This is a genomic window from Streptomyces sp. NPDC004134, from assembly GCF_042874195.1.
GTDB lineage: Bacteria > Actinomycetota > Actinomycetes > Streptomycetales > Streptomycetaceae > Streptomyces.
Genome location: NZ_JBIAMS010000034.1, coordinates 60,935 through 77,613 on the forward strand (window position 1 = coordinate 60,935; position 16,679 = coordinate 77,613).

A 16,679-nucleotide genomic window follows, 5' to 3' on the forward strand; every position below is an offset into this window, starting at 1 on the left:
CACCATGCCCCTTCACGGAACGGACGGAGACCACCGCGTACGGATCCCGCAGCCGGCGGCGGCGCGGGACGCCACAGGGGACGCGCCACACGACCCGGCCCGGGAGGCGCCGCGCGACCCACTGGGGGACGCGGCCCGGCACGCGCTCCGGCACGACGGCGGGCCGTGGGCCGCGGCGGTCCTGCCCACCCGGCACCTCCTGCTGCGGCTGGCGGAGCCCGCGCGCCGCGCCGAGGCGCGGCGGCTGCTCGCGCTCGTCCTCGACGTGCCCCCGCTGCCGGGCGTGGAGCCCGCGGTGCTGATCGCCGAGGTGCCGGACAGCCGGCGGGCGGTGGACGTGCTCATCGAGCTGGCCTGGGCGGGGATCGCGCTGGACGGGTTCGCGCTCGACTCCGCGGCGTGACGGCCCGCGCCGGGAGCGGTGACGAGGGAGCGCGCCCGGCGCGGGGTCCGGTGCGGGTCCGGTGCGGGGTCCGGTGCGGGTCCGGTGCGGGGTCCGGTCAACTCCCGGGCACCCATGGTCACTTGGCGGTACGGGCGACACGTATCGTATGGCGCGTCCATGCAAAAAAGTGATGGCGCGGGCGAAGAGGGCGGTGACACGATCCCACGGTGGACTCTCGATATCTGCGCGCCTTCGTGACGGTGGCCGAGACCGGCGGGATATCGGCCGCGGCCGAGCGGCTGGGGTACGCGCAGTCGAGCCTCAGCGCCCAACTGCGCCGCCTGGAACAGGAACTCGGCGTCACGGTCGTGGTCCGCACCTCCACCGGCGCCTCCCTCACCGACGCCGGCCGCCGGCTGCTCCCGTACGCGCGCGAGGCGCTGGAGATCGACGAGCGCATGCGCAGCGCGGCCGCCGCCTCCCGGCCCCGGCTGCGGATCGGGGCGCCGGAGACCCTGGCGGGCGAGTGGCTGCCGGACATCGTCACCGCGCTGGACTACGGCGCCGGCGGGCCGGACGCGGACGCGGAGATCAGCGTCGTCGTCGGCCCCCGCGAGCGGCTGGCGGAGCAACTGGCCGCCGGTGAACTGGACCTCGCCTTCCACTTCGACGACGGCAGCCGCATGGCGGGCCCCAGCGCCGTCGTAGGGCACGAGGAGGTCGTGCTCGTCGCCGGCCCCGCGCACCCGCTGGCGGGCGCGGCGGAGGTGACGGAAGCGGACGTGCTGGCCGCCGAGTTCCTCGTCGCGGAGCCGGGCTGCAGCTCGGCCGTCCTCTACGACCGCCTCAGCCGCGACCTGCCCGCCCGCACCCGCGCGGCCACCGCCGCCGGCTCCCTGCCCGCGCTGCGCCGGCTGGCGGCGCACGGCCGCGGGGTGGCGCTGCTGCCCCGGCTGGCCGTCGTACGGGACCTGGAGGACGGCGGGCTGGTCGACCTCCCGCTGGCCACCCGCCCGGGTCCGGTGGCGATCGAGGCCCGCTGGCGCCGCGACCCGGGCCAGGCGGAACCGACGCTGCGGGCCGTCCTGCGCCTGGCCCGCCGCCACACCACCCAGCTCCCCCCGCCCCCGGCGCTGCGCGGCACCCCGGCCCGTACGGCCTGACCGGGGCGGCTGCGCGGCGTCCCGTACGCCGGTACGTGGCACGCGCCGCCCGGCAGCCGCCGGTCCCGCGTCCTCCCGTCCACCCGCCGTGCCGGACCTGCCCGATCCGGGTCCCGCCCCTGCGGACGCGCGGCGGTTCTTGCGCCAGACTGAGGCCATGGCCGATGCCGCCCTGCCGACCCCCCGTCCCCGTTCGCGGGCCCTGCGCGGGGCCGTCGTGCGGGGCGCCCGCGGGGTGTTCGCGGCGGCCGCCGCCGCGCATCTGGCGGGGCAGCTCGCCGGGGCCGACTGGCTCGTGCACACCACCAAGCCCCTGCTCATGCCCGCCCTCGCCGGCTACGCGGCCGCCCGCGGCGCCCCGCGGGCGCTGGTCGCCGGGCTGGGCTTCTGCTGGGCCGGGGACGTGCTGCTGCAGGTGGGCGGGGACGGGCCGTTCCTGGCCGGAATGGGGGCGTTCGCCGCCGGGCACGTGTGCTATCTGACGCTCTTCCGGCGCGAGTACCGGCTGCCCCGGGCGGGGGAGCGGCGGCTGGCCGTCGCGTACGGGGCCGCGTGGGCGGCCGCAGTCGCCGCGCTGTGGCCGGGGCTCGATCCCGGGCTGCACGGGCCCGTGGCCGCGTACAGCCTGCTGCTCGCCGCGATGGCGTTCTGCGCCGCCCGGTTCGGGCCGCGGGCGGGTGCGGGGGGTGCGCTGTTCCTGCTCTCCGACACCCTCATCGCGACCGACCTCGCCGGCCGGCCGCAGCCGCCCGCCGCCGGGTTCTGGGTGATGGCGACGTACCTGGCCGCCCAGTACCTCATCACGGACGGCGTGCTGCGCCGCGTAGCGCCCGGCTCCGGCTCCGGGCACGGCGCACCGCCGCCCGGACACGGCCCGGGCCCCGGGCACGGCGAAGGCCGGGCCGCGGCGCCCTGAGGCACCGCCGCCCGGCCCGGTGGCCGCCGGCGGGTTACGTCACCGGCCGGCCCTCACCGCCGTACGGCGTCGTAGGCGTCCACGATCCCCGCGCCGTAGAAGGCGTTGGTCCGCTTGTTGCCGGTGCAGGTGGCGTCCTCGACCCCGTTGCCGTCCGGGTCGTAGAACTCCGGGCAGCCGGGGTTGTCGGCCTGGGACTTCATCATCATGTGCAGCGCCGTGGGCGACACCCGCGGGTGCTTGCTCTTGATGAGCGCCGCCACGCCCGCGGCGTGCGGGGTGGCCATCGACGTGCCCTGCAGCCAGCCGTACTTGTTCTCCGGCAGCGTCGACAGGATGCGGCCGTTCTTGGACGGCGTGTCCGGGATCTGGTAGCCGTCACCGCCGGGCGCGGCGACGTCGACGACCTTCTGGCCGTAGCTGCTGTAGTACGACTTGTCGTCGTTCACGCCGGTCGCCGCGACGGTCACGATGCCCGGGAGCTGCGTCGGCACGTCCCAGCACTCGGACGGGTCGATGGTGCGCTCCAGGGGCGTGGTGTCGTTGGGGCTGGAGCCGTCTACGATCTCGTCGGAGGCGAGGTCGTGGTTGGAGTTGCCGGCCGCGGCGAGGTGCAGGGTGCCCTTGCCCATCGCGTACAGCGAGGCGCGGTTGACCGCGTCGACGATCGCCCGCTGGTCGGGGTCGTCGAGGCAGTTGTAGAGCCACGGGTCGACGTAGTAGCTGTTGTTGGTGATCTCGATGCCGTTGTCGCCGGCGAAGACGAAGGCGCAGACGACGGCCTCGGCGTAGAACAGCGCGGTGTCGGGCTCGCTCACCTTGAGCGAGGCGACCTTTACGCCGGGCGCGACGCCGGCCACGCCGACGCCGTTGCGCGCGGCGGCGATCTCACCGGCGACGTGGGTGCCGTGGTAGTCGCCCGCCGGGTCGTAGGGCCGCCAGGCGCCCTCGGTGGTGTCCGCGACGCCGCCGACGCAGTTGGCGGACTGCTTGGCGGAGAAGTTGGCCTTGAGATCGGGGTGCGTGTCGTCCACGCCGGTGTCGATGACGCCGACCGTGACGTCACGGCTGCCGGTCGAGACCTTGTGCGCCTTGTCGGCGCCGATCGCCGGCAGGTCCCACTGCTCGTTCTCCAGCGGCTCGACGTCCGGGTCCTGCGAACGGGCCTTCGCTGCGCCCTTGTAGACCTCGGGCGCGCTGGTCTCCAGCGTCCCGCCGGGCGTCAGCGGCGCGGTCCGGCTCGCGCCCGCGGACTCCACGCCGCGCACGCCGCGCAGCTCCGCCGCGAAGTCCGGGTTGGTGGAGTGGGCGACGACCACGCCGATCTTCTTGTGCGTGACGACCACCGAGCCGTCCGCGTCGGCGATCGCGTCCTTGACCCGGGCGATCGTCTTGTCGTCGGTCTTCGTGTTGACCACGTACGAAAGCTTCTCGCCGGCCGCGGCCCCGGCGCTGCCGCCGGGCTCCGGGGCCGACGCGGCGGAGGCCGCCCCCGGCAGGAGGCCGAGCGCCGCCGCGAGGGTCAGCCCGAGGGGCACCGCCAGCAGGCGCCGACCGCGGGGTCGGAGATGAGTCATGGGATCTCCAGATCATCAGTCAGGAATCCGCCGCGGACAGTTGCCGCGGTCAGGTACACGGCAAGCGAACGTAGCGCTGATCACCCGTGGCCATCAATACATCGCCCTGCAGTGTCTTTTGGCGTGTCGGGCACGGCCGGGCACTCCCGGCCCAGCCGTCACGCGCGTACGACGGAACGTTTCGCCCCCGCGACCTCAACAAACTGTTGATTGTCGGTGGCCTGGCGTAGGCTGCCAGAGGTCAGGTACCGCCGTGGGAGGGCCTTCTCCATGCTGCGTGACACCTATGGACGAGTCGCGACCGATCTGCGCGTCTCGCTTACCGACCGCTGCAACCTGCGGTGCACGTACTGCATGCCCGAGGAAGGGCTCCAGTGGCTCGGCAAACCCGAGCTGCTCACCGACGACGAGATCGTCCGCCTCGTCCGCCTCGCGGTCACCGAGTTCGGCGTGACCGACGTGCGCTTCACCGGCGGCGAGCCGCTGCTGCGCCCCGGGCTCACCGGCATCGTCGAGCGCTGCGCCGCCCTCGCGCCCCGCCCCAGGCTCTCCCTGACCACCAACGGCATCGGCCTGGAGCGTACGGCCGCGGCCCTCAAGGCCGCGGGTCTCGACCGGGTGAACGTGTCGCTGGACACCCTCAGCGCCGAGGTGTTCCAGCGGCTCACCCGCCGCAAGCGCCACGGCGACGTGCTCCGCGGCCTCGCCGCCGCCCGGGCCGCAGGGCTGGACCCGGTGAAGGTCAACAGCGTGCTGATGCCCGGGTTCAACGAGGACGAAGCTCCCGACCTGCTCGCCTGGGCCGTCGCCGAGGGCTACGAGCTGCGGTTCATCGAGCAGATGCCCCTCGACCCGCAGCACGGCTGGCAGCGCGACGGGATGATCACCGCGGGCGACATCCTCGCCTCCCTGCGTACGCGGTTCACGCTGACCCCCGAGGGCGAGGTGGCGCGCGGCTCCGCCCCCGCGGAGCGCTGGCTCGTGGACGGCGGCCCGGCCCGCGTCGGCGTCATCGCCTCCGTCACCCGCCCCTTCTGCCGGGCCTGCGACCGCACCCGGCTGACCGCGGACGGGCAGGTGCGCAACTGCCTGTTCGCGCGCGAGGAGACCGACCTGAGGGCCGCGTTGCGCTCCGGTGCGCCGGACGCGGAGATAGCCCGGTTGTGGCGGATCGCGATGTGGGGGAAGAAGGCGGGCGCCGGGCTCGACGACCCGTCGTTCGTCCAGCCGGACCGGCCGATGTCCGCGATCGGCGGCTGACGCGGGGGAGTTGGGCCCGTCCGGGTGCGGGGGCGCCGCTCAGGCCCTGGCCGGCCCCGGCCCGCTGCCGCCGGCGTCCTTTTCCCGGGTTTCCCCGGTTTTCCCGGATTCTGCTGGTTCTCCCGTTCCTGCGGGTTGTGCGCTTGCCGCGCTCCGCTCCGCCTCCTGCCAGTCCGCCAGCGTGACGACCTCCTTGAGGAAGTCCCGCACGCCCAGGAACCGGCTCAGGTATTCGCGGTGCTCCTCGCACGCGAGCCAGGTCTTGCGGCGCTCCGGCGTGTGCAGCTTCGGGTTGTTCCAGGCGAGCACCCACACCGCGGGCGCACGGCAGCCCTTGGCGGAGCAGATGGGAGCGGAATCAGCGGTGTTCACGGGGCCAGCCTACGTACCGGAACATGGGCGACGCCGGGCAGCCACGGGGGGAGCCGCCCGGCGTCGGTCCGTCGCTCCGACGGGGGATGCGGAGCGCGTACGAAGTATGTCACGCGAGGAGGGCCGCCCGGCACCGGATGGGCATATTTGATTTGAGCTTTTTCTGAGCTTGCGCTCTTGGTGATCAAACGGGCGGCGGAACGCTGTCGCTGGTCGTCGACTCGTTCCCGGCCGGGGCCCGTTCACCCGGAGCGCCGGGCTCGCGCGCGGTCCGCCGCGGCGGGGCGATCACTCTGCGCTCCGGGGCGACGACGAAGGTGGAGGGCAGCGAACGGATGCTCTCGCGGCCCGCGTTCGCGATGATCACCGCGAAGTACGGAATGAACATCCCGAGGACGAGCGCGACGACCGCGGTATGCCGCTGGACGTTCCACAGCAGCGCGGCGGCCACCACCGAGACCGCCCGGACCGTCATGGAGATCACGTACCGCCGCTGCCGGGCGCGTACGTCATCGTCCAGGCTCTGCCGCGCGCCGGTGATCCTGAACACGTCGGCGTCGCCGCGGCGCTTCCGCTTCACACTCCACCCCCTGGCACCGGGTACCTCCCCAAGGTACGCCGGGAAAACGCCTCCCTCGATGCGGGGGCGGGACATACCGCCCCACAACCCGAACAGACCTGGCCGGAATGCGCCCCCGCGGCCACCACAAGAAACTGGCACGGCAGGCGGACACCGCCGCGCTAGGAGGCGACATGAGCTGGCTGTGGGCCATCATCCTGGGCCTGATCCTGGGCGTCATCGCCCGGATCATCCTGCCCGGCAGACAGGCCATCCCCATCTGGCTGACCATCGTGTTCGGCATCATCGGGTCGATCATCGGCAACGCCGCGGCCTCGGGGATCGGCGTGGCGGACACCAAGGGGGTCGACTGGATCCGGCACCTGCTGCAGCTCGCCGGCGCCGTGGGCGTCGTGGCCCTGGGCGCCCCGATGTACGAGAGGTTCCGCGGCCACCGGAAGCGCAGCCCCCGCTAGCGGGGGCCGCGGCCGGCGGCCGCAGCCGCCGGCAACGGCCGCCGGTCAGCCGGCCTGCGGTCAGCCGGCCTGCGGGGCCGCCAGCTCGATCGCCGCCAGATTGCGCTTGCCCCGGCGCAGCACCAGCCAGCGCCCGTGCAGCAGATCCTCGGGCGCCGGCACGGCGTCCTCGGCGGCGACCTTCACGTTGTTCACGTACGCCCCGCCCTCCTTGACCGTCCTGCGGGCCGCCGACCGGCTCGGCGCCAGGCCCACCTCGGCCAGCAGCTCCACCACGGGACCCAGCTCCGCGACCCGCGCGTGCGGCACCTCGGCCAGCGCCGCCCGCAGCGTCGCCTCGTCCAGCTCGCCCAGCTCGCCCTGCCCGAAGAGCGCCCGCGACGCGGCGATCACCGCGGCGCACTGCGCCGCGCCGTGCACCAGCGTCGTCAGCTCCTCCGCCAGCGCCCGCTGCGCGGCCCGCGCCTGCGGCCGCTCCGCCGTCTGCTGCTCCAGCTCGAGCAGCTCCTCGCGGCTGCGGAAGCTGAGGATCCGCAGGTAGCGGGAGACATCACGGTCGTCGACATTCAGCCAGAACTGATAAAAGGCGTACGGAGTCGTCAGCTCCGGGTCGAGCCAGACCGCGCCGCCCTCCGTCTTGCCGAACTTCGTGCCGTCGGCCTTCGTCATCAACGGCGTCGCCAGCGCGTGCACCGCGGCCTCCGGCTCCACCCGGTGGATCAGGTCGGTGCCCGCCGTCAGGTTCCCCCACTGGTCGCTGCCGCCCGTCTGCAGCGTGCAGTTGTGCCGCCGGTACAGCTCCAGGAAGTCCAGGCTCTGCAGGATCTGGTAGCTGAACTCGGTGTAGCTGATGCCCTCTTCCGACTCCAGCCGGCGGGCGACGGCCTCCTTGGCGACCATCTTGTTCACCCGGAAGTGCCGCCCGATGTCGCGCAGGAACCCGATCGCCGACAGCCCCGAGGTCCAGTCCAGGTTGTTGACCATCCGGGCGGCGTACGGGCCCTCGAAGTCGAGCAGCGGCTCGATCTGCGCCCGTACCCGCTCCACCCAGCCGGCGATGACCTCCGGGTCGTTCAGTGTGCGCTCCGCGTCCGGCTTGGGGTCGCCGATCTGGCCCGTCGCCCCGCCGACCAGGGCCAGCGGCAGGTGCCCGGCCTCCTGGAGCCGGCGCACGGTCAGCACCTGCACGAGGTGTCCCACGTGCAGGCTGGGCGCCGTCGGGTCGAAGCCGCAATAGAACGTGACGGGACCGTCCGCGAGCGCCTTGCGCAGTGCGTCCTCGTCGGTGGACAGGGCCAGCAGCCCGCGCCACCGCAGCTCGTCGACGATGTCCGTCACGTCTTCTCGTCTCTCTTCTCGGTCTCGATCCCGGTCCCGTACCCGGCCGCCCGCGCGGCCGCGTACGGGATGCTGCGTACGAGGGTAATGGCGGCTAGACGCCCTGGCTGACCGAGCTCATGTTGAAGTCGGGGATCCGCACCGGCGGCATCGCCGCCCGCGTGAACCAGTCGCCCCACTCGCGCGGCAGCGTCCGCTCCGTGACCCCGGCCTCGGCCGCGCGCCCCAGCAGGTCGACGGGCGACTCGTTGAAGCGGAAGTTGTTCACCGCCCCGGTCACCTCGCCCTTCTCCACCAGATACACGCCGTCCCGGGTCAGCCCGGTCAGCAGCAGCGTCGCCGGGTCGACCTCGCGGATGTACCACAGGCAGGTCAGCAGCAGCCCGGGCCCGTCGTGCCCCAGCTCCGCGACCATCTCGTCCAGCGACTTCGTACCGCCCGCGTCCAGCACCAGGTTGTCCGCTTCCGGGGTGACCGGCAGGCCGGTGAGGTCCCCGGTGAAGCGGCCGGTCAGCAGGTGCTGCAACGTGCCCTCGTGCACCCAGTCCGTGGGCCCGACCGGCAGCCCGTTGTCGAAGACCGACCAGTCGTTGCCCGAGGCGTGCGCGACGACGAACGGCGCCGACTCGAGACCCGGCTCCGCCGGGTCGCTGCGCAGCGTCAGCGGCAGCCCGGCCAGCTTCTCGCCGACGCGGGTGCCCCCGCCCGGCTTGCTGAACACCGTGCGGCCGTCGTGCGCGTCGCGCCCGGAGGCCGACCAGAACATGTACACCAGCAGGTCCGCCACCGCGCTCGGCGGCAGCAGCGTCTCGTACCGCCCGGCGGGCAGCTCCACCGTGCGCTCCGCCCACGCCAGCCGCTGCGCCAGCTCCGCGTCCAGCTCGGCGGGATCCACGTCGGTGAAGTCCCGGGTCGAGCGGCCGGCCCAGGCGGACTTCGTCCGGTCCGGGGACTTGGCGTTCAGCTCCAGAGTGCCCGTCGGCTGGTCGTGGCGCAGCCGCAGTCCGGTGGAGGTGCCGAGGTAGGTGGAGGTCAGCGTGTGGTTCGCGAAGCCGTAGAGCTGCCGGCCGCCGGCCCGGGCGCGGGCGAAGGACTCGCCGAGCGCGGGCGCGAAGGCGGCGAACACGTCGGAGGTGGTCACGGCGGGCGGCTCGGCGAAGCCGGCCGAGTGCGGCACGCCCTCGACCAGCGGCCGCGCGTCCTCCGCCGGACCGCTCTCCCGCGCCGCCGCCTCCGCGGCCCGCACCAGCGGCTCCAGGTCGTCCGCGGTGACCGCGGCCCGGGAGACGACGCCGGAGGCCGTGCCCTCCCGGCCGTCGACGGTGGCGATGACCGTGAGCGTACGGCCGCGGGTCTCGCCGTTCGTCGTCAGCGCGTTGCCCGCCCAGCGCAGGTTCGCGCTCGACTCCTCGTCGGCGATCACCACGCAGCCGTCGGCGCGCGACAGCTCCAGGGCCCGCTCGACGGTCTCGTGAGGCTCGGTCGTCCGGGGCGTCCGCGTCATCGGCCGGCCTCCTGGGTGGTGTTGAGGATGTTGACGTTCCGGAAGAGCGCGGACGGGCAGCCGTGCGAGACGGACGCCGACTGCCCCGGCTGTGCCTTGCCGCAACTGAACGTGCCGCCCAGCACGTACGTCTCCGGGCCGCCGATCGCCGACATCGAGCCCCAGAAGTCGGTGGTCGTCGCCTGGTACGCCACGTCCTTGAGCTGCCCCGCCAGCCTGCCGTTCTCGATCCTGAAGAACCGCTGGCCGGTGAACTGGAAGTTGTAGCGCTGCATGTCGATCGACCAGGAGCGGTCGCCGACGACGTAGATGCCGCGCTCGACCTCGCCGATCAGCTCCTGGGTCGTCGGGCCCTCGGGCGCCGGCTGGAGGGAGACGTTCGCCATGCGCTGGACGGGCACGTGGGCGGGGGAGTCGGCGTAGGCGCAGCCGTTGGAGCGGTCGAAGCCGGTGAGCTTCGCGATCCGGCGGTCCGTCTGGTAGCCGACGAGGACGCCCTCGCGGACCAGGTCCCAGGACTGCGCCTGCACGCCCTCGTCGTCGTAGCCGATGCTGGCGAGCCCGTGTTCCGCGGTGCGGTCGCCGGTGACGTTCATCAGGCCGGAGCCGTAGCGCAGGGTGCCGAGCTGGTCGAACGTGGCGAAGGAGGTGCCCGCGTACGCGGCCTCGTAGCCCAGGGCGCGGTCCAGCTCGGTGGCGTGGCCGACGGACTCGTGGATCGTCAGCCACAGGTTCGACGGGTCGACCACCAGGTCGTACGAGCCGGCCTCGACGCTCGGCGCCGCCATCTTCTCGGCCAGCCAGCCGGGGATCTGCGCCAGCTCCGCGTCCCAGTCCCAGCCGGTGCCCGTCGCGTACTCCCAGCCGCGGCCCGCGGGCGGGGCGAGGGTGCGCATCGAGTCGAAGTCACCGGAGTCGGTGACCGTCACCGCCGTCAGCTCCGGGTGCATCCGCACCCGCTGCTGGGTCGTCGAGGTGCCGGCGGTGTCGGCGTAGAACTTGTTCTCCTGCACCGCCAGCAGCGAGGCGTCCACGTGCGAGATGCCCGGGGCGGCGAGCAGCCGCTCGCTCCACTCGGTCAGCAGCCCGGTCTTCTCGCCGTCCGGTACGTCGAAGGGGTTCACCTCGTACGCGGAGATCCACGTCTGCTCCGCGTGCACCGGCTCCGGCGCCAGCGCGACCCGCTCGTCGGAGCCGGCCGCCGCGATGACCCGCGCCGACAGCTTCGCCATCGCCACCGCCCGGCCGGCGACCCGCGCGGCGGCGTCCATCGTCAGATCGACCCCGGCCGCGAAGCCCCACGCCCCGCCGTGCACCACGCGCACCGCGTACCCGAGGTCGGTGGTGTCCGTGGAGCCCGCCAGTTTGGCGTCCTTGAGCCGCCAGGCGGCGCTGCGCACCCGCTCCAGGCGGAAGTCGGCGTGCTCGGCGCCCAGCGCCCGGGCCCGCGCGAGCGCGGCGTCCGCGAGGGCGCCGAGCGGCAGTGCGAGGAACCCGTCGTCGAGGGAATGGACCGACTTGCTCACGTTCTGCCCTCCGGTCGGTGGTGGGTGGTGGTGCCGCGGGCCGCGTCCGGGCCCCCGGCCGATCATGCCCGAGCGGCTGCCCCGTGCCCAGCGGGTTTCTGTCAGAACCCCACAAGTGTCCGCCGCGGGCCTGTGTGGGGGGCGGAATGCCCGTGGCGCGTCCCGTACCGATAGCTTCTCGGGTGAGGAGTCCTGGAGAGAGTCCGGGAGCCACCAGGGAGAAGGGATGGGTCCTTGAGCCGCTCGGTTCTGGTCACCGGAGGCAACCGCGGTATCGGCCTCGACATCACCCGCGCGTTCGCCGAGGCGGGCGACAAGGTCGCGTTCACGTACCGCTCCGGCGAGCCGCCCGCGGCGCTGGTGGAGCTGGGCTGCCTGCCGGTGAAGTGCGACATCACCGACACCGAGCAGGTCGACCAGGCGTACAAGGAGGTGGAGGAGGCACACGGCAACGTCGAGGTGCTGGTGGCCAACGCCGGTATCACCAAGGACCAGTTGCTGATGCGGATGTCCGAGGAGGACTTCGTCTCCGTCCTGGACACCAACCTCACCGGTACCTTCCGCGTCGTCAAGCGCGCCAACCGCGGCATGCTGCGGGCCCGCAAGGGCCGCGTGGTGCTCATCTCCTCCGTGGTGGGCCTCATGGGCTCCCCCGGCCAGGCCAACTACGCCGCCTCCAAGGCGGCGCTCGTCGGCTTCGCCCGCTCGCTGGCGCGCGAGCTGGGCTCGCGCAACATCACCTTCAACGTCGTCGCGCCCGGCTTCGTCGAGACCGACATGACGCGGGTGCTCTCGGCGGAGCGGCAGGCGGAGATCGCCGCGCAGGTGCCGCTCGGCCGGTACGCGCGGCCGGAGGACGTCGCCGCCGCGGTGCGGTTCCTCGCCTCCGACGACGCCTCGTACATCACCGGAGCCGTCATTCCCGTGGACGGCGGATTGGGCATGGGTCACTGAGCACCATGAGCGGAATCCTCGACGGCAAGCGCGTCCTCATCACCGGCGTGCTGCTGGAGTCGTCCATCGCCTTCCACGCGGCGAAGCTGGCGCAGGAGCAGGGCGCGGAGATCATCCTCACCGCGTTCCCGCGGCCCACGCTGACCGAGCGCATCGCGAAGAAGCTGCCCAAGCCGGTGAAGGTCGTCGAGCTCGACGTCACCGACGACGAGCACCTGGCGCGGATCGAGGGCATCGTCCGCGAGGAGCTGGGCGGACTCGACGGCCTCGTGCACTCCGTGGGCTTCGCCCCGCCGGACGCGCTCGGCGGCAACTTCCTGCACACGCCCTTCGAGTCCGTCGCCACCGCCATGCACGTCTCGGCGTTCTCGCTGAAGTCGCTGACGATGGCGTGCCTGCCGCTGATGCAGGGCGGCGGCTCCGTCGTCGGCATGACCTTCGACGCGCAGTTCGCGTGGCCGCAGTACGACTGGATGGGCCCCGCGAAGGCGGCCCTGGAGGCCACCAGCCGCTACCTGGCCCGCGACCTGGGCAAGGAGAACGTCCGCTGCAACCTGGTCTCGGCCGGTCCGATCGGCTCCATGGCGGCGAAGTCCATCCCGGGCTTCTCCGACCTGGCGGACGTGTGGAACACGCGCTCGCCGCTGGAGTGGGACATGGCCGACCCGGAGCCGGCTGGGCGCGGGATCGTGGCGCTGCTGTCGGACTGGTTCCCGAAGACGACGGGCGAGATCGTGCACGTCGACGGCGGCGTGCACATCATGGGCGCGTAGCCGGCGGGCACGGGCCCGTTCCGTACGGCCGGAAGAACGGACGGGCGGCTCCCTCGGGGTCGCCCGTTCGGCGTAGGCCGGTGGGCCGCGGGCGGGGCGGCGGCGCACGCTGGAGGGGCAGTTACCGTCCCCTTGTGGTGCAGCGGCGACGCGCGCACGAGCGTCGCCGTACGGCCGAGGAGGTTGTGTGGTGCGTGAGGGCCCGCGTTCTCCCGGCCGCCGCACCCGGGTCTCCGCACGCCGCCGTACGCTCCTGGGCGCGGCGGCCGCCGTCGCCGCCGTCCCGGTGCTGCTGCTGACCGCGGGCCCCGCGTACGCCACAGACGCCCCCGCCCCGGCTCCCGCCCCCGCTCTCGTCGCCGCCCCCGGCGCCGACGACCGAGGCGGCCCGACGAAGGCCGAGTGCCGCACCACCGTCACCGGCTCGACCGTCACCGCCCGCTGCTACAACGCGGGCCCCTACACGGACGCCGTCCAACTGCACATCGAGTGCGCCCGCTGGTGGGACCCGGACGTGGACGGCATGCGCATGCGCCTCGACCCGGCGGAGAGTGGCGAGCTGACCGACCGCTGCTGGTTCGAGGTGGCCCACGCCTGGATCACCCACGAACCGATCCGCGACGTCCCGAACGGCTAGCCGGCGTGCTTCCCCTTCAGCCCTTTCAGCCGCTTCAGCCGCCGAGGGCCGGTTCCGGCATGCAGCCGTAGGCGTGGGCGGCGGCTTCCTCCGCGGCGGTTTCCGCGTCGCCCGCGCGGATGGCCGTCACCATGCGGGCGTGGTCCAGGTGTTCCGCCGGCAGCAGCACGTTGCCCACCTTGGAGCGCAGCGTCGAGCGGACGACCTCGCCCAGGTCCGCGTAGACCGCCGTCAGCACCTCGTTGTGCGACGCCGTCGCCACCGCCAGGTGCAGCGTCGCGTCCGCGTCGACGAACGCCGCCGCGTCGCCCGACTCCCACGCCTCCTCGCGGCGCCGCAGCAGCAGCTCCAACTGCGTCATCTCCGCCTCCGTGCGGCGCACCGCCGCCAGCCGGGCCGCCTGCGCCTCCAGCGCGCTGCGCAGCTCCGCGACATGCGCCGGACGGGCGCCGGCGAAGCGGCGCTGCATCACGCCCGCCAGCTCGCTCGTCGCGGCGACGTACGTGCCGGAGCCCTGCCGGATGTCGAGCAGGCCGTTGTTCGCGAGCGCCCGCACCGCCTCGCGGACCGTGTTCCGCGCGACGCCCAGTTGCTCCACCAGCTCCGGCTCGGTCGGGATGCGGCTGCCGACCGGCCACTCGCCCGCGGTGATCTGCGTACGCAACTGCGCGATCACCTGGTCGGTGAGGCTCGATCGGCGCGGCGACGTCAGTGCCATGTCTCTCCCGTGCTCGGAGTGCGTGGACGGCGTGGACTGCGGAGTGGACGACGGAGTGGACAACCATTCATCCAATGATTCTATGATGGTCTGCATGCCACGCCGCAGCATCCTCACGAAAGCCGCCGAGACCCCGGGAGAGCCGACCGGGGACGTGCGGGCCACCGAGCCCCCGGCCGCTTCCGGACCGGCGGCCGCGCCGCGGACGGCGCCGTGGCTGCTGCCGCTCATGATCCCCGCGCTGCTGCTCGCGGCGGTCAACCTGCGGCCCGCGATAGCCTCCTTCGGCTCGGTCCTGGAGGACGTGCGCACCGACATCGGCATGAGCGGCACGGTCGCCGGCCTGCTCACCTCCATGCCCGCGCTCTGTTTCGCCGTCTTCGGCAGCCTCGCGCCCCGCTTCGCCCGCCGCTTCGGCCCCGTCGCCGTCGTCGCCGGCGGGCTCGTCGCGATCGCCGCCGGCCTGGCGCTGCGCCCGCTGTTCGGCAACACCCCCGCCTTCCTCGCCGCCAGCGCGCTGGCCCTCGGCGGCATCGCGGTGGGCAACGTGCTGATCCCGGTCATCGTCAAGCGCTGGTTCCCCGACCGGGTCGGCTCGATGACCGGGCTCTACTCGATGGGCCTCGCCCTCGGTACGGCCTCCGCCGCCGGCGCCACCGTGCCGCTGAGCGAGGCGCTGGGCGGCAGTTGGCGGCTGGGGCTCGGGCTGTGGGCGGGGGTCGCGGCGCTCGCCGTGGTGCCGTGGGTGGTGCTGTCCCGGGGGTCGCGGCGGGCCGCGGCTGCCGAAACAGGGGCAGCCGGCGCCGGGGTGCCGTCGGCGGAGCCGGCCCGCCCGGTCCGTATCACCGCAAGCCCCACCGCGTGGGCGCTCGCCGTGTTCTTCGGCCTCCAGGCCACGGCGGCGTACGTCACCATCGGCTGGCTGCCGCAGATCTACCGCGACGCCGGTGTGTCCGCCTCCACGGCCGGGCTGCTGCTGGCTCTGGCCATGGGCATGGGCGTCCCGCTGGCCTTCGTGCTGCCGCGGGTCGCGGCCCGGCTGCACCACCAGGGGCCGCTGGTCGTCGTCCTCGGCGTGTGCGGCCTCGGCGGCTACGCGGGGCTGTGGCTGGCGCCCGCGGGCGGCGCCTGGGTGTGGGCCCTGCTGCTGGCGGTGTCCAACTGCGCGTTCCCGCTGGTCCTCACCCTCCTCGGGGTACGGGCCCGCAGCCACGCCGGTCTCGTCCGGCTCTCCGCCTTCGCGCAGAGCACCGGCTACCTGATCTCCATCCCGGGGCCGCTCGCCGTGGGCGCGCTGTACGGGGCCACGGACGGCTGGACCGTACCGCTGGCGGTGCTCGCGGCCTTCATGGTCGCCCAGGTGGCGGTCGGGATCGTCGCCGGACGCGACCGCGTGGTCGAGGACGAGGTCTGAGAACGCCGCGACCCGGTCAGGGCGAGGCGATCGTGGCGATGACGCCGATGACCACCGTGATGGCGAGCATCGCGCCGAGCACGTAGAGCAGCTTGCGCTGCCCGTTCTGGGGATTCGGGTCGAGCACGGGCATACCGCCAGTCTCGCATCCCCGCCCCGCCGCCCCGCGCGGGGGCGCCGCACGGCGCCGGGGGTGGGGCTAGCACCACCCTCCCCTAGGGGGCCAGGCTCAGGGGGAACTGGGTGGGTCACCGGATGGGAGGGGCGGCCCGGGGTCCGTAGGTTCGTAGCAGTACGAAGGACTCGGGACGTCAGGCAACCCCACGGAGGCGAAGATGTCAGCCGGTGCCCACACCCAGCCCGCACCGCCGGCGGCGCAGCGCTGGCTGCCGTGGTGGTCCGTCGCCCTGCCCGTCATCGCCTTCACCGCCCTCTTCGCCCTGCGGCTGCTCTGAACCCGCGCCCGCGGCCGGGCCGGGCTGCGGAACCCGCGCCCGCGGCCGGCCGGGCCGGGCGTCACTCCTGGCGGGAGACCCTGCGAACTGCCCGGACCCCGCGGCCGGTTTCGTGCGAAGCTGAGCTTATGAGCGCAGGAACGCCCCGCAGCATCGTCCTTCTCCGACACGCCAAGGCCGAATGGGCCCAGGACTCCGACCACGAGCGCCCGCTCGCCGAGCGCGGCCGCGCCGACGCTCCCGCCGCCGGGGACTTCCTCGCGGCCCACGACATCGACCCCGACCTGACCCTCTGCTCCAGCGCCAAGCGGACCCGTGAGACATGGAAGCTCGTCGTGGGCCAGCTTCCCCGCCGCCCCCGGACGGTTTACGAGGAGCGGCTGTACGAGGCATCCCTCGGCGAGCTGATCCAGGTGCTGAACGAGGTCCCCGACGACGTCTCCACACTGCTGGTCGTCGGCCACAACCCCGGCATGCACGGCCTCGCCGACGCCCTGGCGGGCTCCGCCGAGGGCGACACGCTGACCAGGCTGAGCCGCGGCTTCCCGACCTCGGGCGTGGCCGTGGTGGAGTTCGACGGCTCGTGGAAGGGCGTGGAGCACGGCGTGGGCCGGCTCACCGAGTTCTGGACGCCGCACCAGCAGTGAACCCG

General features: G+C 73.6%; 17 protein-coding genes and 1 pseudogene. 10 read left to right on the plus strand and 8 right to left on the minus strand.

What is annotated here, in order from left to right; translation table 11 throughout:
- Positions 1 to 4: 4 nt before the first annotated feature.
- From ACFYVJ_RS31735 to ACFYVJ_RS31745, 3 genes are all read left to right on the plus strand, one after another.
- On the plus strand, positions 5 to 403 hold the full coding sequence (locus tag ACFYVJ_RS31735; RefSeq protein ID WP_388898903.1) for a hypothetical protein: 399 nt from the start codon (positions 5 to 7) through the stop codon (positions 401 to 403).
- Positions 404 to 612: 209 nt separating this feature from the next.
- The gene (locus ACFYVJ_RS31740) at positions 613 to 1,548 is read left to right on the plus strand and encodes a LysR family transcriptional regulator (protein WP_388898905.1); all 936 of its coding nucleotides are present in this window, start codon (positions 613 to 615) and stop codon (positions 1,546 to 1,548) included.
- A gap of 157 nt (positions 1,549 to 1,705) precedes the next feature.
- The gene (locus ACFYVJ_RS31745) at positions 1,706 to 2,464 is read left to right on the plus strand and encodes a lysoplasmalogenase (RefSeq protein WP_388898907.1); all 759 of its coding nucleotides are present in this window, start codon (positions 1,706 to 1,708) and stop codon (positions 2,462 to 2,464) included.
- Between the two features lie 53 nt (positions 2,465 to 2,517).
- Here ACFYVJ_RS31745 and ACFYVJ_RS31750 read toward each other — a convergent pair whose 3' ends face one another.
- Complete coding sequence (locus tag ACFYVJ_RS31750; RefSeq protein ID WP_388898909.1) at positions 2,518 to 4,041, minus strand: S8 family serine peptidase; 1,524 nt, start codon at positions 4,039 to 4,041, stop codon at positions 2,518 to 2,520.
- 270 nt (positions 4,042 to 4,311) lie between these two features.
- Between ACFYVJ_RS31750 and moaA the strand changes: the two genes are divergently transcribed.
- Positions 4,312 to 5,301, plus strand: a complete 990-nt coding sequence (gene moaA / locus ACFYVJ_RS31755; protein WP_388898912.1) for a GTP 3',8-cyclase MoaA — start codon at positions 4,312 to 4,314, stop codon at positions 5,299 to 5,301.
- Positions 5,302 to 5,460: 159 nt separating this feature from the next.
- On the opposite strand, the pseudogene ACFYVJ_RS31760 reads toward moaA, so the two are convergent.
- Positions 5,461 to 5,673, minus strand: a pseudogene (locus ACFYVJ_RS31760) (hypothetical protein); the annotation flags it as partial.
- Between the two features lie 184 nt (positions 5,674 to 5,857).
- On the minus strand, positions 5,858 to 6,253 hold the full coding sequence (locus tag ACFYVJ_RS31765) for a DUF3099 domain-containing protein (RefSeq protein WP_388898915.1): 396 nt from the start codon (positions 6,251 to 6,253) through the stop codon (positions 5,858 to 5,860).
- A 173-nt stretch (positions 6,254 to 6,426) separates the two neighbouring features.
- Between ACFYVJ_RS31765 and ACFYVJ_RS31770 the strand changes: the two genes are divergently transcribed.
- Positions 6,427 to 6,708: a GlsB/YeaQ/YmgE family stress response membrane protein gene (locus ACFYVJ_RS31770; RefSeq protein WP_388898918.1), complete on the plus strand. Its 282-nt coding sequence runs from the start codon at positions 6,427 to 6,429 to the stop codon at positions 6,706 to 6,708.
- A gap of 60 nt (positions 6,709 to 6,768) precedes the next feature.
- On the opposite strand, the gene tyrS is transcribed toward ACFYVJ_RS31770, so the two are convergent.
- From tyrS to ACFYVJ_RS31785, 3 genes are all read right to left on the minus strand, one after another.
- On the minus strand, positions 6,769 to 8,046 hold the full coding sequence (tyrS, locus tag ACFYVJ_RS31775) for a tyrosine--tRNA ligase (RefSeq protein ID WP_388898921.1): 1,278 nt from the start codon (positions 8,044 to 8,046) through the stop codon (positions 6,769 to 6,771).
- 94 nt (positions 8,047 to 8,140) lie between these two features.
- Positions 8,141 to 9,550, minus strand: coding sequence for a metallopeptidase TldD-related protein (locus tag ACFYVJ_RS31780; protein WP_388898924.1), 1,410 nt, complete (start codon positions 9,548 to 9,550; stop codon positions 8,141 to 8,143).
- Positions 9,547 to 11,076 carry a TldD/PmbA family protein gene (locus ACFYVJ_RS31785; RefSeq protein WP_388898928.1) on the minus strand — a complete coding sequence of 510 codons (1,530 nt, stop codon included), beginning with the start codon at positions 11,074 to 11,076 and terminating at the stop codon, positions 9,547 to 9,549. Before ACFYVJ_RS31785 ends, ACFYVJ_RS31780 begins: the two co-directional genes overlap by 4 nt.
- Before the next feature lie 234 nt (positions 11,077 to 11,310).
- Here ACFYVJ_RS31785 and fabG point away from each other — a divergent pair, with 234 nt between their 5' ends.
- The 3 genes from fabG to ACFYVJ_RS31800 all read left to right on the plus strand — a co-directional run bounded on the left by fabG (position 11,311) and on the right by ACFYVJ_RS31800 (position 13,440).
- Positions 11,311 to 12,030 carry a 3-oxoacyl-[acyl-carrier-protein] reductase gene (gene fabG / locus ACFYVJ_RS31790; RefSeq protein ID WP_388898931.1) on the plus strand — a complete coding sequence of 240 codons (720 nt, stop codon included), beginning with the start codon at positions 11,311 to 11,313 and terminating at the stop codon, positions 12,028 to 12,030.
- Between the two features lie 5 nt (positions 12,031 to 12,035).
- Positions 12,036 to 12,803, plus strand: a complete 768-nt coding sequence (gene fabI / locus ACFYVJ_RS31795; RefSeq protein ID WP_388898934.1) for an enoyl-ACP reductase FabI — start codon at positions 12,036 to 12,038, stop codon at positions 12,801 to 12,803.
- 187 nt (positions 12,804 to 12,990) lie between these two features.
- Positions 12,991 to 13,440, plus strand: a complete 450-nt coding sequence (locus ACFYVJ_RS31800) for a hypothetical protein (protein ID WP_388898935.1) — start codon at positions 12,991 to 12,993, stop codon at positions 13,438 to 13,440.
- 34 nt (positions 13,441 to 13,474) lie between these two features.
- Here the strand turns inward: ACFYVJ_RS31800 and ACFYVJ_RS31805 are convergent, their stop codons facing one another.
- The gene (locus ACFYVJ_RS31805; RefSeq protein WP_388898938.1) at positions 13,475 to 14,158 is read right to left on the minus strand and encodes a FadR/GntR family transcriptional regulator; all 684 of its coding nucleotides are present in this window, start codon (positions 14,156 to 14,158) and stop codon (positions 13,475 to 13,477) included.
- Positions 14,159 to 14,240: 82 nt separating this feature from the next.
- Here ACFYVJ_RS31805 and ACFYVJ_RS31810 point away from each other — a divergent pair, with 82 nt between their 5' ends.
- Positions 14,241 to 15,572 (plus strand): CynX/NimT family MFS transporter, encoded by a 1,332-nt coding sequence (locus tag ACFYVJ_RS31810; protein ID WP_388898940.1) that lies wholly within the window; start codon positions 14,241 to 14,243, stop codon positions 15,570 to 15,572.
- Between the two features lie 16 nt (positions 15,573 to 15,588).
- Here the strand turns inward: ACFYVJ_RS31810 and ACFYVJ_RS31815 are convergent, their stop codons facing one another.
- A complete protein-coding gene (locus tag ACFYVJ_RS31815; protein WP_018835810.1) occupies positions 15,589 to 15,705 on the minus strand; it encodes an SGM_5486 family transporter-associated protein in 117 nt (38 codons plus the stop codon).
- A 450-nt stretch (positions 15,706 to 16,155) separates the two neighbouring features.
- Here ACFYVJ_RS31815 and ACFYVJ_RS31820 point away from each other — a divergent pair, with 450 nt between their 5' ends.
- On the plus strand, positions 16,156 to 16,674 hold the full coding sequence (locus ACFYVJ_RS31820; RefSeq protein ID WP_125934162.1) for a histidine phosphatase family protein: 519 nt from the start codon (positions 16,156 to 16,158) through the stop codon (positions 16,672 to 16,674).
- The last annotated feature ends 5 nt before the right edge of the window (positions 16,675 to 16,679 follow it).